This window comes from Bradyrhizobium sp. 191, assembly GCF_023100985.1.
Lineage (GTDB): Bacteria > Pseudomonadota > Alphaproteobacteria > Rhizobiales > Xanthobacteraceae > Bradyrhizobium > Bradyrhizobium diversitatis.
The window spans coordinates 7,120,801-7,133,460 of sequence record NZ_CP064692.1 but is presented as its reverse complement, the minus strand read 5'-3'; the positions used below and the strand labels follow the sequence as shown (position 1 = coordinate 7,133,460).

Sequence of the window (12,660 nt, the reverse complement as noted above, 5' to 3'; positions counted from 1 at the left end):
TGTCGCAGGTTAACTCGATCGCGCCCCACCTGGTTCCCCGCGCCCATGAAGCAAGTTCCAGGCCAGCACGTCCGACCCTGCTGCGGCGGCCGAATCCCAACTAGAATCACGCCTCCGACCGCCGCGCCTTCAGCGCACGAACGCCGACCGCCGTTTCACTCACCCGGAGCGATTGCGTTGCTCGGCGTCGGCCGGTCTGTGATCTGCTGGCCGAACAGGCTGCCGATCAGCTCGACTGCAGCACGCGCCGTCCGTCCACGTTCATCCAGGAAGGGGTTGAGCTCGACGATATCGACCGATCCTACCAGGCCGGAATCATGCAACAGCTCCATGATCAGGTGCGCCTCGCGATAGGTGGCGCCACCCGGCACCGTGGTGCCGACGCCCGGCGCCACGCAGGGGTCGAGGAAATCGACGTCGAAGCTGACATGCAGCACGCCATTGCTCGCCTTGACCCGTTCGATGACGCGCCGGATCATGACGGCGACGCCGAACTCGTCGATCTGGCGCATGTCGACGATCCTGATCCGACGCACGCGCATCAACTCCTTTTCGAGCTTGTCGATCGAACGCGCGCCGAACAGATCGAGCTTGTCCGGATCGATCGACGCGCGTGGATCGTCGCCGAGCAGACCATCGAGCCCGGGCTCGCCGCACAGGAATGCGGCTGACATGCCGTGCATGTTCGCGGTGATCGTCGTCTCCGGCGTGTTGTAGTCGGCATGGGCGTCGAGCCACAGCACGAAGAGTTCGCGTCCACGCTCCTGCCAGTGACGCGCCATCGCATTGACCGACCCCATCGACAGGGTGTGATCGCCGCCAAGGAAGATCGGCAGCGCACCTGATGTCGCGATCTCATAACCTCTGCGGCTCAGGACTCGTGTCCAGCGCTGGATTTCGCGGTAGTGATTGGCATTTTCGGGCGGCGTGTCGGTGAGGTCCCGGACGTCGGCCACGGACAGATCGCCATGATCGACCACCTCGAAATCGAGGCTTTCCAGCACCGTCGCAAGGCCTGCGGTGCGCAGCGCCGCGGGTCCCATCAAGGTGCCGCGCTGCGAAGCCCCCATGTCGATGGGAGCACCGAGCAAGGCGATGCGCCGGGCTCGATCCGTCATGGTCCGGTCGGTCACGGCTGTCTCCTGACATCAGCAAGGTTGTCCCAGCCTAACAGAGATTCGCACCCGTCGTTTCCCGGGGAGTTCGAGCGATCGGCAAATCATCCGGAACAAAATCCCGTGCGCTGAATTGCCCAACCAAGGCCGGCACCCGCCGTCAATCACGGCGCCTGTCGCGGATAGCCAAAGGTCGGCAGACCCGCTGTTCAAAACGAGCGCTCGCGCGGATAGCCAAAGGTGCCGGCTTCCATCATCACGCCCGGAGGTCGCGCCCTTGAGCACGGAGATACCGCAATCCACGTCCCAGCCCGGCATGGCCGAGCGTGCCATCGATACGGCCGCGGACGTCTCCCGTACCATCGGTGAAGTCGCCGGAGGCTTGCACGCAGCCGTCGATCGTCTGACCTCCGCAGTCGAGGAATCGCGCAAGCCCGGCGGGGCACTCGCGACGGTCGCAGCGGTCACCCGCGAAGCGCCGCTTGCCAGCCTGTTCGTTGCGTTCCTCTTTGGCATGGCGGTGGCGCGCCGGCGGTAGAAGCGAAGCCCCCGCTCAGGCAGCGCTAGCAGCCTCGTGCCCAGTCGCGAGGAACTGCCGATCGAATGCTTCTGCCGGCATCGGACGGCCGAAGAAATATCCCTGGCCTTCCTCGCATCCCATGCTGACCAGGAAGTCGGCAGTTGCCTTGTCCTCGATGCCTTCAGCCACGACTGTCAGACCGAGCTGCTTGCTGAGACCGATTGTCGAGCCGATGATTGCAGCATCGTCGGAATTCGCGAGAAGACCAAATACGAACGACCGGTCGATCTTGAGCCCGTCGAGCGGAAACGTCTTGAGATAGCTCAGGCTCGCATAGCCGGTGCCGAAATCACGACGGTTATCGCCTGAGCGACGGCCTATCGCTGACATCAGCCGGAGCCGGTGTGCGGTTCTTCTTTCCGTGCGATCTCCAGGCGGATCTCGGGGTGGCTGTCCCCTTGAGCTACCGGGCGCCGGACAACGAGCGCCGCAGCCCACGCTTCCTCACACTTTCGAGCACGTTCCGGGTCTGCCCCGAGCGCGGCAGGGCCTACTGTCTCTAGCTGTCCTTCCGTCGATCGAGCCGGCATGCGGCCCTTTTGCGGCCACGTCACAGACTTGCCTAAATTTAATCCCGTAACCTGCTCACGATCACTCGACCGGGAGTTCCCGATCACCATGTTCAGTCAAAGGTGATTTTGAGACAGAACCATGAGGAAGGTGTTTGCGATCCTGGCTTTGCTCTGCGTCCTCGGTGTCGGGCAGTATTTTGTCGTCAGCCAGTTCGCAATCCGCCATGAGACCCTGACCCTATTCGACGCCTCCCGCCAGCGGCCGATCTCGGTGGAGATTGCCGTGCGGCGCGACGCTGAGACCAAGGCCAATCTCGGGCTGTGGAAGCTCCCGCTCGCCATCATCAGTAACGGCAATACCGTCAAGGCCACCGAATATTCCTTCCTCGCCAATGTCCTCGCCGCACGAGGCTATCTGGTCGCCAGCATCCAGCAGGACTTGCCGAGCGATCCGCCGCTGATGACCCGTGTCGGTCAGCCATATGTCGGCCGGCGTGAAGTCTACATCCGCTGTGAAGCCAACATTCTCTTCGTATTAGGCGAACTGAAGAAGCGGCAGGAGAACGTCGGATACGACCATATCACCCTCGTCGGCCACTCCAACGGCGGCGATGTCTCCATGTACGTCGCCCATCAGCACCCGGAGCTGGTGTCGAAGGTGATCACGCTCGACAATCTGCGGGTGCCTTTCGTGCTCAGCGACCACATGAAGATCCTATCGTTTCGATCGAAGGACCCGCGTTTCGTGACAGATCCCGGCGTGCTGCCGTCCCCGGAAGAGGCCAAGGCACGCGGCATCGATATCGTCCACACCGGCGCGCAGCACACCGAGATGAGCGATCGCGGTCCGAACTCGGTCAAGGAGAAGATCCAGGAGACGCTCGACCGCTTCCTGCGTGACAGCGCCAGCAGCGCGCTTGCACCGGCGGATACGAAGAGCCCAATGATCATGAACCCAGGCGACTATTAGCCGGGAATGCTTTGCGGCAGATCAAAGGCAGCTGCAAAGCGGCACGATAGAAGGGCCATATGGCCTCGGAGAGACACGTGTCGCACTATACCGAAACTCTTGATACGAAAAGCCTTCATACGAAAGGCTCTGGCCTGCCCGCGGCAAGAATGCCGTCATTCCCACGGCATCTCTATCGTTCGACCCGCAAGCTGCTGCGGTCGATCATCGCCCGAATTGACCTCTCGCAGTTTCCAGGATCATGCTGCGGATGAGCGCGGCGACCACGTGCGAACGCAGAAAGATTGCCCGATGTCCCGGCATGTGAGACGGATTTGCCTGCTGCTTGGCGTAATCTCTGGCGTCGGCACGTCGTCCGCCCTCGCAGCTGACGCGGATCACGGCGCCGATCTCGCCAAGCGCTGGTGCGCGAGTTGCCATGTCGTGGCGAACGGGCAAACCCAGGCGAGCGCCGACGTTCCCTCCTTCGCATCCGTTGCGCGCAGGCCGGACTTCAGCCCGGAAAGGCTCGCCTTCTTCCTGCTCGATCCGCACCCGAAGATGCCGAATTTTCCCTTGAGCCGGAGCGAAGCCGCCGATATCGCGGCCTATATCTCATCGCTGCGTTAGCAGCCGCCGGACGATCACGACCCGGTGCAAATGCAAATCCCTGCCGGAGGCCGGCAGGGATCAGCAGAAAGGATGACGGACGGCGAATGAGGTCATTCGGTGGCCCATCATGGACCTGCGCCTGTATCGAAGCGCGGATCTCCACACCGCACAAGGTCAATTTGTGGGCACCCTGTGCACACACCGAGAATCAGGACTTGCCCTTGCCTTGTTGCATGAGAGTGCCGGTCATCTCGCGCATGTGATCTCCGGCGCTGGTGAACTGACTGCGCAGGAAATCCGACTGGATTCGCATCGCTTCCTGGAGATCGGTGGCATGCACCAGCTTGCGTGCATGCTCGAACGCCGACTTCATGTTCTGCTCGGTGAAAGCCAGCGCCTGCTTCGACACCTCCGTCCCCGCGCCCGGAACGGACGACATCGACTTGGTGGCGGCGTCAAAAAACATGCCGAATGCTTTTTCCGCCTGGTCAATCGTCTTCTCAGCCAGGTCGCGCAGTTCGGCCGGAACTTCGAGCTTCGGTTCGATCATGGTCGCACTCCTCCCTTTTCTTCAACTGAATACCACACTTGCCCGACCGCCTTCCAGCGGCCAGCCTCAGGGGAACGACGCCGGGGCGGCGGCCCAGGCAGAAAAAGGAAGGGAACGGCGCAGGGCCGGACTTTAGGACAAGGGGTGCTCGGGAAAAGCTTCTTCCGTGGCGAGATCTTCGACCAGCTTGATCACTTCGAAACGCTGTCGAGGCGCGAGCTTCAGGAACGCGCGGAGAAGGCGCAGACTTTCGACAGTGCTGCTTGCAGGCACACCGAGCTTGAGATGCAACTCAGCCGCGAAATCGAGGTTTTTCATCTCGCACCTATGACAAGCACCGGCCTTCGTGATCCGCTCAAGAACCGAACGCCGCACCAGAACCAATCGCGACGAAGCCTCGGCCGCGGGCCGCCGAGTTCACACACTGAACTACATCCGAACAATGGCCTCAACCGCTCGGTTGTAACTATGCCAAGGAACAACCCATCCGGCAAGCCCAACCGTGGGTGTAGCGACGCTTCGTCTGCATCGCATCACCGCGATTTCCGGATAACAGGAATATCGACCGCCGTCACCCACCTGCGTCAAGAAGTTGCATCAATCACGCACGCAGCCCTGATCGCGATCAATCCGCACAACGTTTCAGCTTGTTTCCGATGTGAATGCACATCTGGCGCACGAATTGGCCGATGCTTCAGCACGCACACGTAATTGTTGAGCCCGACTTCGGCGGTTGTATCGCCGGCGCGAGAGGTCGATCTTGCAGCCGGTCCTGGTCTTGACGCGACAGTTCGCAGCCGGAACCGTCGGTCCGGGTGCAACTCCGCCGTGAACCGCCGTCCGCGAGCGAGCGACCAAGCCGTTGCGGCACGGCCACGCAGATACGGGCGCCATGGCTGGAAGACTCTTCGATTTGGGCGCGCGTCAGCACCAAAGGACAACGGCATGCTTTCTCGCTGCGATCTCATCAAGGGCGCCGCGGTCGCGCTTCTCACCCTCTCGATACAAGGCGCATGGGCGCAGGAGACCAGGATGAACCTGTTCAAGATCGTCACCATCAAGGACGAGATCGTCGTCGGATTGTCGCAAGAGGAGCTTCAGTCGCTCGGCGGCAATGATGCGAGCGCCGTTGCACACGCGCTGGCACAGAAGGGCGACCTCACTGTCTGGCAATACAACGTGCATCGAGGCCCGAACGGCGAACTGCAGCAGGCGCCGACCGCCAAGATCGGGCTGCTGGCCCATGCCTCGCTGCGCGTCGAGCCCTACACCACGCCCTACCAGATCGTCCCTCACCCGTAAGCAATGGGCGGGACGCCGGCGGCCGCGACCGCCGGCACTCCACAATCATCCACGCCGGTCCCCGCGCGCCGTTCCCGTCTCCGTCGCGAAGCCGTAGATCAGCGCCAGCCGGTCCAAACATTCGCGAAAACGCCGCGCAAAGTAATCGTTCCAGCGTTGCGTGCGGACGGCGCGACGCTGCCCAACCTGATCCATGGTCAGACCCAGCACCAGCACGTCGTGCACCAGCGCGGCGCCGTCGGTGCCGAGCTCTCGTTCAGCCCGGTTGAGCCGTAGCACCGCCTGGCGCTGGCTCTCGGTGACGGGCTCGCGCGTGCCCGTCCCATCGACATATTCGCGCGTCGTATCCACCGCCTGAGGGCCCCGCTCCGCCCGCTCCCAATCGTTCTGGAAGGCGCGCCCGCCGCGGTATTGCGCCTCGTCAATCTGGTGGTGTGCGTGCAGCCGGCCGAGCGGATCGTTGCGGATTGAGCGGATGGCCAGGATCTTCTCGCCTGAATCGAGCGCGAGCGGATTGTCGACCTCCACCTCCGCCACCTCGGCATTGAACGGCACCTCCCGCGACCGCCGGTCGTAGATCTGCGCCAATTTGTAGGACCTGTTACGTCGGGCACGAGCCACTCGGGTACTCCTTGCAAGTCTGACGATTGAACGGACGGCTGCCGCTTCAGGCGGCCGAGACCAGCTTCAGCACGACGGGGCCTGCGGCACGGGCTGGCGCAGCCTCCGAACGGCGCGCCAGGCGAGCATGCGGCGCGCAGTAGCTGGAGCCCGGCTGGCGCGGGTGGCCGCAGAAGGTGATCTCTTCACCGTCCTTGTCGCCGCCATAGGGATAGCGGCAGTCGTCCGGCTCGAGTTCGACCAATTGGATCAGGCGCGGCTGGATGCCGACACAGCGCAACTTCACCCGCGCCGCAGGCTTCATGGCGGACTTCGGCGGCAGATTGAGGCTCGGCCACCCCACCCGGCGCGGCGAAAGCAGGCTGGGTTCACCCGGCAAGAGCGGCGCGAGCGCCGGGCTCGTCATCCATTGCGGCACGATGAGCCCGAGCCGCTTGGCGCGGCCAGCCACCGCGCTGCGCGTATAAGCCGTTCCAAACCTTGCGTTTATTTGTCTTCCGATCTCCGCATAAGACATGCCTTTGTGAAAATAGTCGCGAAGCGCGTCGGAGTGCTCCGACGGCCAATGGCCCGGTTCCATGCTGATGTCCTGTGATGCGCCTCCACCCGAGGAGGCGGGACGTACATTCCGTTATTCCGAATACAGAGTCAAGTCGTATTTCTGATATTCATAATTGCATCAATTCCGAATTTCGGATTACAAGAGGCGAGACGGCGCGCAATCGAGGGAATCACCATGTTGGACGTTGCAATGATCGAACGAGGCCTGGAGAAGACGGGCAAGAGCAAGGGCGGCCTGGCAGCAGCCATGGGCGTGCGACCCGGCGCGGTCTCGGAGATCCTCGGCGGCGAGCGTCTGGTAAAGGCATCGGAAATCATTCCGATCATGGAATATCTCGAGCTCAATCTCGCGCCGATCATGGGCCGCGTCGGAGCCGGCGCGGTGATCGAGCCGGACTATGAACAGGTCCCCCCGGAAGGTCTCGGCGACATCACATTGCCCTTCCCGATCATGGAAGAGACGGTTGCGTTCGAGATCGTGGGCGATTCGATGCTGCCCAAATACGAGAGCGGCGATGTGATCGTGGTCTACAAGGACCAGCGCCATCCGCTGTCGAGCTTCTACGGCGAAGAGGCGGTGGTCCGCCTCAAGACCGGCGAGCGCTATCTGAAGACCATCGAGCGGGGAAAATCACCCTCCGTCGTCAATCTCACGAGCTTCAATGCCAAGCCGATCGTCGGCGTCAAGCTCGACTGGGTGGGTGAGATCTGCCTGTCCATGCCGAAGGGGCAGCTCGAGCGGCTGCGTGCGAAATCGGCGCGTCCTCGCAAGAAAGGCAAGTAAGGACTATACGATCAGCGATTTCTGATTTATAGAAATCGCGATTGACAAAGTTCCGTTTTTCGGAAATACTCTGCCGCGTCCCCGACCACAGGGCGCGGCAGGATCGTTTCATGCAATACTTCGTCGTGATGATCGAATATGGGCGGCGGGGCCGCGAGGCGGTCGTCGATCCCGAAATCACGAGGCGAGAGGTCATCTCCCGCATCGCCTCGGGTGAATACCGGAACATCTCGTTCATCCACGAAATCGTGGAGAATACCGTCGAGGACGTAACCGAGGCCATGCTGACCGAGGCCGCCCTGCCCCAGATTGCGCCCGAGGATGTCGACCTCCAGGCAATCCGCCTTGATCATATCCGCGATCTGCGCAAGCACGAGCGGACGTGACGCAGGCCAAGCAGCTTGCGTCACGGCCCGGACGAGCCTCAGACCAGAAGAACGGTCGATCCCGTGGTCTTGCGCGCCGCAAGATCGGTATGCGCCTTGGCGGCGTCCTTCAGCGGATAGGTCTGGTGCACCTCGATCTTGACCGCGCCGGACTTGACGACGTCGAACAGTTCGTTCGCCATCGCGACCAGATTTTCGCGCTTGGCGGCGTAGGTGAACAGCGTCGGACGCGTGACGTAGAGCGACCCCTTCTGTGCCAGCAGGCCGAGATTGAGCGGCTCGACGGCTCCCGAAGACTGGCCGAACAGAGCCGCGACACCGAGCGGCGCGAGGCAATCCAGCGATTTGAGGAACGTGTCCTTGCCGACGGAATCGTAGACCACCGGCACCTTCTTGCCGCCGGTGATTTCGTCGACCCGCTTTACGAAATCTTCCCGCGTGTAGATGATCACATGGTCGCACCCATGTGCCTTGGCGAGTTTTGCCTTCTCGTCGGTGCTGACGGTGCCGATCACGGTCGCGCCGAGATGCTTGGCCCACTGACTCAAGATCAGACCGACGCCGCCGGCCGCAGCGTGAAGCAGGATGGTATCGCCGGCCTTCACCCGATAGGTCTGCCGGATCAGGTATTGCGTGGTGAGCCCCTTGAGCATCATTGCCGCCGCAGTCTTGTCATCGACGCCGTCGGGCAATTTCAACAGCCGGTCGGCGGGGATCAGCCGCGCCTCGGAATAAGCCCCGAGCGGCGAGGCGCCATAAGCGACGCGATCGCCCGGCTTCAGATCGGTGACACCGGGCCCGACCTCCTCGACGACACCAGCCGCCTCGCTGCCGAGCCCGCTCGGCAATTGCGCCGGATAGAGACCCGAACGGTTGTAGATGTCGACGAAATTGAGGCCGACAGCCGTGTGGCGGATGCGCGCTTCGCCAGGTCCAGGCTTGCCGACACTGACCTCTTCCCAGACCAGGACTTCCGGACCGCCGGTCTTGTGAAAGCGAATGGCATGCGTCATGGGCGTTACTCCCTTATCGTTACAGTGAAATCCAGTGAACCCGGTCGGCCTGCGAAACAGGCATTTGGTCCGCCCCTTACAGTACCATCCGTAACAAGAATGTCACAGCGAACTACAAACGCTCGCCGTTCCGCCTCTGTTCGAAAGAGTTGATGAGGGCTCTGGGGCAACCGGCAGTAGCTTTCGCGCGGGGGTTGGTGGTCGCCTGCGAAGGAGAGCCGCGATGCCAGCTTACGTTCAGCATCATCAGGACGTCGAGATCGCGCCTGTGAATTGCCCCACCTGCATGGGGTTCCTGCCGATGTATGTGCGCGAGGTCGAGCCGCATTGGAGCCTTGCCATAATCGACTTCGTCTATGAATGCGCCGATTGCGGCGCCGAGGTCAGACAGACGATCCGCAAGCCGGAGCTGCTGCGGCACTGATCGCACGAACGGCGAACCGCTTAACTATTTGCGCTAAGCGGAAAAAACGCCGTTCACGCGGGTCTGATGTCTCCCAAACGAGGCTTGTTCTTTGCCGGGAACGCAGGCAGAACAAGCCTCAACCAAGACCTTTGGGAGCGCCCATTCGTGGCTGATCAGAAGGCCTCGACGTCGATCGAGGCAGTGGAGAGCGGCCTCGCCGCGCAAGGCTATATCGCGAGCCGGCAGATCGCGACCGCCGTCTATTTGTCGCAGCAGATCGAGAAGCCGATCCTGGTCGAGGGCCCCGCAGGCGTCGGCAAGACCGAACTCGCCAAGGCGATCGCGGCCTGGCGCGGCATGAAGATGATACGCCTGCAATGCTACGAGGGCCTCGACGAGGCCAAGGCGCTCTATGAGTGGAAATACGCCAAGCAGCTGCTCTATACGCAGATCCTGAAGGACAAGCTCGGCGAGGTTCTCGGCGGCGCGCAGACGCTGCATGCGGCGCTGGATCAGCTCCACGATTTCGGAGACGTGTTCTTCTCCAAGGAGTTCGTCGAGCCGCGTCCCCTGCTCCAGGCACTGGAGCAGCCGGGCGGCTGCGTGCTCCTGATTGACGAGATCGACAAGTCGGATGCGGAGTTTGAATCGCTGCTGCTGGAAATCCTCTCGGACTTCCAGGTCACGATCCCCGAGCTCGGAACCGTGTCGGCCATCACACCGCCGACCGTGATCCTCACCTCCAACAGCGAGCGCGATCTCGGCGACGCCCTGAAACGGCGCTGCCTGCATCTTCATATCGGCTTTCCCGAGCAGCGCCTCGAGGAACGCATCGTCGAAAGCCGCGTGCCCGGCATCTCCCAGACGTTGCGCCGGCAGATGGTCGGCTTCATCCACGAGATCCGCTCGCTGGATCTGAAGAAGCTGCCGTCGGTCAGCGAGACCATCGACTGGGCGCGCGTGCTGGTGCTGCTCCAGGCTTCCGAGCTCGACACCGAGATCGTCAAGGACACACTAAACGTCCTCCTGAAATACGAGACGGACATAGAGGCAGCGGCGCCGCAGGTGACGACCTTCATTGCCAAGGCGGCACGGTCCAACGTCTTCGGTTGACGCCGATGCGCGAGAACCTCCATCGTTTCTTTCGAGCGGCGCGGGGCGTCGGCGTTCACGTCTCGCCTGCCGAAAGCATCGATGCGATGCGCGCAGTCGCGCAAGTCGGCATCTCCGACCGCGCCGTCCTGCGCGACGCGCTGCTCCTGACACTTGCCAAGTCGCAGGACGAGAAGCTCGCGCTCGGTGACTGCTTTGATCTGTTCTTCAGTCAGCCGGAGCCGCGGCAGGACCAGCCCGAGGCCGGCGAAGACGACGCTCCGCAGGACTCAGGTCAGCCGCCCTCCTCCGGCGCTCCCAGCGATGCCGGCGAAGGTCAGCCTCCCGAAGGTCTAGGCCCGCTCGCTCAGATGCTGCTGTCGCAGGACCGCAATACGATTGCGGCTGCGATTGCCAGCGCCTCCGGGGCGGCCTCCCTGTCCGACATCCGCTACTCCACTCAGCGCGGCATCTTCTCCAGCCGCATCCTCGACGCCATGGGCCTCCAGCGCCTGCGTGACGATCTCGACGGGCTGACCGCGACCAACCCGTCGCTGGCCGAGCGTCTGCGCGCCGCGCTGGACGCCTTGCGCGAAGCCGTGCGCGATACGGTCTCTCAGGGGCTTGCACTCTATGCCCGCGAGGAGGCCGAAAACCTCCGCAACGAGATCTTGCGCAATGCGCCGCTTGCCCGCATCGAGCGGCGCCAGGTCGCCGAGATGCGCGCCCTCATCCGTCAGATCGCGCGCCGGCTGCGCGAGCGCTACTCGAAGCCGCGCAAACGCCAGCGCCGCGGCCATCTCGACGTCCGTCGCACGCTCCGCCGGAATGCGGCCTGGGGCGGCGTGCCCTTCCTTACGGCATGGAAGCGCAAGCATCGCGACCGGCCGAAGATCGTAGCACTGTGCGACGTCTCGGGCTCCGTTGCGCAAGTGTCCGATTTCTTTCTGCTGCTCATCCACTCGCTGCACGAGGTGGTCGACGATGTCCGCTCCTTCGCCTTCTCCTCGCACCTGATCGAGGTGAGCAGGATCCTGGAATCGAAGTCGCCGGAGGAGGCGATGTCCGAGATCATGTCCAAGGTCGGCTTCGGCTCGTCGGACTACGGTTCCTCGCTGCTCGATTTCGAGAAGGAGTTCATGAGCACGCTGACGCCGCACACCACGGTGATCGTGCTCGGCGATGCCCGCAGCAACAATCTCGACCCGCGCGCTGACATTTTGCGCCGGATCTCCGATCGCTCGAAGCGACTGGTCTGGCTCAATCCCGAGGGGCGGCTCGCCTGGGGCTTTGGCGATTCCGAGATGCCGCGCTACGCGACCTTTTGCACCGTGGTGCGCCAATGCGCCACTGCGCACCAGCTCGAGCGCGCCGTGTCCGATATCGTGGCGACTTATCAGTGAGCAATATCAGCCGCCCGCGTCAGGCGGCATTCCGCTCGCCCTGCGCGAGATTGCACTCCCGGAAGTGATAGGCGATTTCGTCGAGCGCGCGCTGCTCCCATTCCTCAGCCTGCGCGAGCCAGAATACCCGACGTTCGAAATCGCGCGCCGCGCGCTCGCGGCATAGAAATTCCTGACTACGGATTTCAACCAGCCTCTTCATGCACTCACACTCCTGTCGTGTGAAGCCATTCCCTACGGAATAACGTAGCAGAGCCCGGAACAACCCGTCTCGCCATTTCTGTGCATATCGCGACGCAGAATAGGACAGCGACGCTTCCCGTGCAGCGCGACAATTCGCACTGCAACATCAAGCGCAGATCATCATTTAGTGATCGGTAGTTGAGACGTTATTCGCGAGCAAATGATCTTAACTCTTGTGGCGCAACGAAGTGCGGCAATTTGTGAAGAGACGTTCTAAACATCTCATCGAATTCCGGACTCATTGTCGTCGCATGGTCTTCATGCAGCGCCGATAACAGAGGCGCGTGAACGTTACGACCGCCTGAGGCAACATGAACGACGATTTCGACTTTGAGCTTTCGCCGGACCAATGGGCAGCCCTGCGCTCACTTCGCAACCCGCTGTCGAACGGCCGTCTCAAGGCCCATCTCGTCGAAAGCCTCGTCGCACTCGGCCTCGTCGTCATCAATGACGGCGTGCCTGCCATGACGCCGACCGGACGCAAGGTGCTCGTGCGCGGATCGTGCCGGCTGCTGGATCTCGTAGCGTGAG

General features: G+C 62.4%; 17 protein-coding genes and 2 pseudogenes. 11 read left to right on the top strand and 8 right to left on the bottom strand.

The genetic code is table 11. The features are described 5' to 3' along the window. Nucleotides 1-155 precede the first annotated feature (155 nt). Nucleotides 156-1,133, bottom strand: a complete 978-nt coding sequence (rocF, locus tag IVB23_RS33435) for an arginase (protein WP_061877894.1) — start codon at nucleotides 1,131-1,133, stop codon at nucleotides 156-158. A 259-nt stretch (nucleotides 1,134-1,392) separates the two neighbouring features. Here rocF and IVB23_RS33430 point away from each other — a divergent pair, with 259 nt between their 5' ends. Further along, a complete protein-coding gene (locus IVB23_RS33430; protein ID WP_061877893.1) occupies nucleotides 1,393-1,653 on the top strand; it encodes a hypothetical protein in 261 nt (86 codons plus the stop codon). 15 nt (nucleotides 1,654-1,668) lie between these two features. Here IVB23_RS33430 and IVB23_RS33425 read toward each other — a convergent pair. Beyond that, a pseudogene (locus IVB23_RS33425) lies at nucleotides 1,669-1,986 on the bottom strand (EAL domain-containing protein); the annotation flags it as partial. Here IVB23_RS33425 and IVB23_RS33420 point away from each other — a divergent pair. The 3 genes and pseudogenes from IVB23_RS33420 to IVB23_RS33410 form a co-directional block, all read left to right on the top strand. Continuing rightward, a pseudogene (locus IVB23_RS33420) lies at nucleotides 1,986-2,198 on the top strand (ShlB/FhaC/HecB family hemolysin secretion/activation protein); the annotation flags it as partial. The pseudogenes IVB23_RS33425 and IVB23_RS33420 overlap by 1 nt on opposite strands. A gap of 148 nt (nucleotides 2,199-2,346) precedes the next feature. After that, nucleotides 2,347-3,177, top strand: a complete 831-nt coding sequence (locus tag IVB23_RS33415) for an alpha/beta fold hydrolase (RefSeq protein WP_197966992.1) — start codon at nucleotides 2,347-2,349, stop codon at nucleotides 3,175-3,177. Between the two features lie 291 nt (nucleotides 3,178-3,468). After that, the gene (locus IVB23_RS33410) at nucleotides 3,469-3,786 is read left to right on the top strand and encodes a cytochrome c (RefSeq protein ID WP_061877890.1); all 318 of its coding nucleotides are present in this window, start codon (nucleotides 3,469-3,471) and stop codon (nucleotides 3,784-3,786) included. Between the two features lie 190 nt (nucleotides 3,787-3,976). Here the strand turns inward: IVB23_RS33410 and IVB23_RS33405 are convergent, their stop codons facing one another. Together IVB23_RS33405 and IVB23_RS33400 are read right to left on the bottom strand one after the other, a co-directional pair. Further along, nucleotides 3,977-4,318: a phasin gene (locus IVB23_RS33405; protein ID WP_028178910.1), complete on the bottom strand. Its 342-nt coding sequence runs from the start codon at nucleotides 4,316-4,318 to the stop codon at nucleotides 3,977-3,979. Between the two features lie 132 nt (nucleotides 4,319-4,450). After that, nucleotides 4,451-4,636 (bottom strand): hypothetical protein, encoded by a 186-nt coding sequence (locus tag IVB23_RS33400; protein WP_061877889.1) that lies wholly within the window; start codon nucleotides 4,634-4,636, stop codon nucleotides 4,451-4,453. 627 nt (nucleotides 4,637-5,263) lie between these two features. Here IVB23_RS33400 and IVB23_RS33395 point away from each other — a divergent pair. Then, nucleotides 5,264-5,620, top strand: coding sequence for a hypothetical protein (locus tag IVB23_RS33395; RefSeq protein ID WP_247801372.1), 357 nt, complete (start codon nucleotides 5,264-5,266; stop codon nucleotides 5,618-5,620). Between the two features lie 45 nt (nucleotides 5,621-5,665). Here the strand turns inward: IVB23_RS33395 and IVB23_RS33390 are convergent, their stop codons facing one another. Together IVB23_RS33390 and IVB23_RS33385 are read right to left on the bottom strand one after the other, a co-directional pair. Beyond that, entirely contained in the window at nucleotides 5,666-6,241 is a 576-nt protein-coding gene (locus tag IVB23_RS33390; RefSeq protein ID WP_197966996.1) for a hypothetical protein, read from the bottom strand. A gap of 46 nt (nucleotides 6,242-6,287) precedes the next feature. Next, nucleotides 6,288-6,821, bottom strand: coding sequence for a GcrA family cell cycle regulator (locus tag IVB23_RS33385; RefSeq protein ID WP_247801371.1), 534 nt, complete (start codon nucleotides 6,819-6,821; stop codon nucleotides 6,288-6,290). Between the two features lie 156 nt (nucleotides 6,822-6,977). Between IVB23_RS33385 and IVB23_RS33380 the strand changes: the two genes are divergently transcribed. Next, entirely contained in the window at nucleotides 6,978-7,586 is a 609-nt protein-coding gene (locus IVB23_RS33380; RefSeq protein WP_035705094.1) for a S24 family peptidase, read from the top strand. A gap of 110 nt (nucleotides 7,587-7,696) precedes the next feature. Further along, entirely contained in the window at nucleotides 7,697-7,972 is a 276-nt protein-coding gene (locus tag IVB23_RS33375) for a hypothetical protein (protein WP_197966998.1), read from the top strand. A 38-nt stretch (nucleotides 7,973-8,010) separates the two neighbouring features. Here the strand turns inward: IVB23_RS33375 and IVB23_RS33370 are convergent, their stop codons facing one another. Next, nucleotides 8,011-8,985 carry a quinone oxidoreductase gene (locus tag IVB23_RS33370; protein ID WP_197966999.1) on the bottom strand — a complete coding sequence of 325 codons (975 nt, stop codon included), beginning with the start codon at nucleotides 8,983-8,985 and terminating at the stop codon, nucleotides 8,011-8,013. A gap of 223 nt (nucleotides 8,986-9,208) precedes the next feature. Between IVB23_RS33370 and IVB23_RS33365 the strand changes: the two genes are divergently transcribed. The 3 genes from IVB23_RS33365 (at nucleotide 9,209) to IVB23_RS33355 (ending at nucleotide 11,886) form a co-directional block, all read left to right on the top strand. Beyond that, the gene (locus tag IVB23_RS33365) at nucleotides 9,209-9,409 is read left to right on the top strand and encodes a hypothetical protein (RefSeq protein ID WP_061877882.1); all 201 of its coding nucleotides are present in this window, start codon (nucleotides 9,209-9,211) and stop codon (nucleotides 9,407-9,409) included. A gap of 147 nt (nucleotides 9,410-9,556) precedes the next feature. Next, nucleotides 9,557-10,504 carry a MoxR family ATPase gene (locus tag IVB23_RS33360; protein ID WP_035678446.1) on the top strand — a complete coding sequence of 316 codons (948 nt, stop codon included), beginning with the start codon at nucleotides 9,557-9,559 and terminating at the stop codon, nucleotides 10,502-10,504. Between the two features lie 5 nt (nucleotides 10,505-10,509). Next, on the top strand, nucleotides 10,510-11,886 hold the full coding sequence (locus IVB23_RS33355) for a VWA domain-containing protein (protein ID WP_247801370.1): 1,377 nt from the start codon (nucleotides 10,510-10,512) through the stop codon (nucleotides 11,884-11,886). Nucleotides 11,887-11,905: 19 nt separating this feature from the next. Here the strand turns inward: IVB23_RS33355 and IVB23_RS33350 are convergent, their stop codons facing one another. Beyond that, nucleotides 11,906-12,088: a hypothetical protein gene (locus IVB23_RS33350; protein WP_061877881.1), complete on the bottom strand. Its 183-nt coding sequence runs from the start codon at nucleotides 12,086-12,088 to the stop codon at nucleotides 11,906-11,908. A gap of 352 nt (nucleotides 12,089-12,440) precedes the next feature. On the opposite strand from IVB23_RS33350, the gene IVB23_RS33345 reads away from it, so the two are divergent. Continuing rightward, nucleotides 12,441-12,659 carry a hypothetical protein gene (locus tag IVB23_RS33345; RefSeq protein ID WP_035678447.1) on the top strand — a complete coding sequence of 73 codons (219 nt, stop codon included), beginning with the start codon at nucleotides 12,441-12,443 and terminating at the stop codon, nucleotides 12,657-12,659. The last annotated feature ends 1 nt before the right edge of the window (nucleotide 12,660 follow it).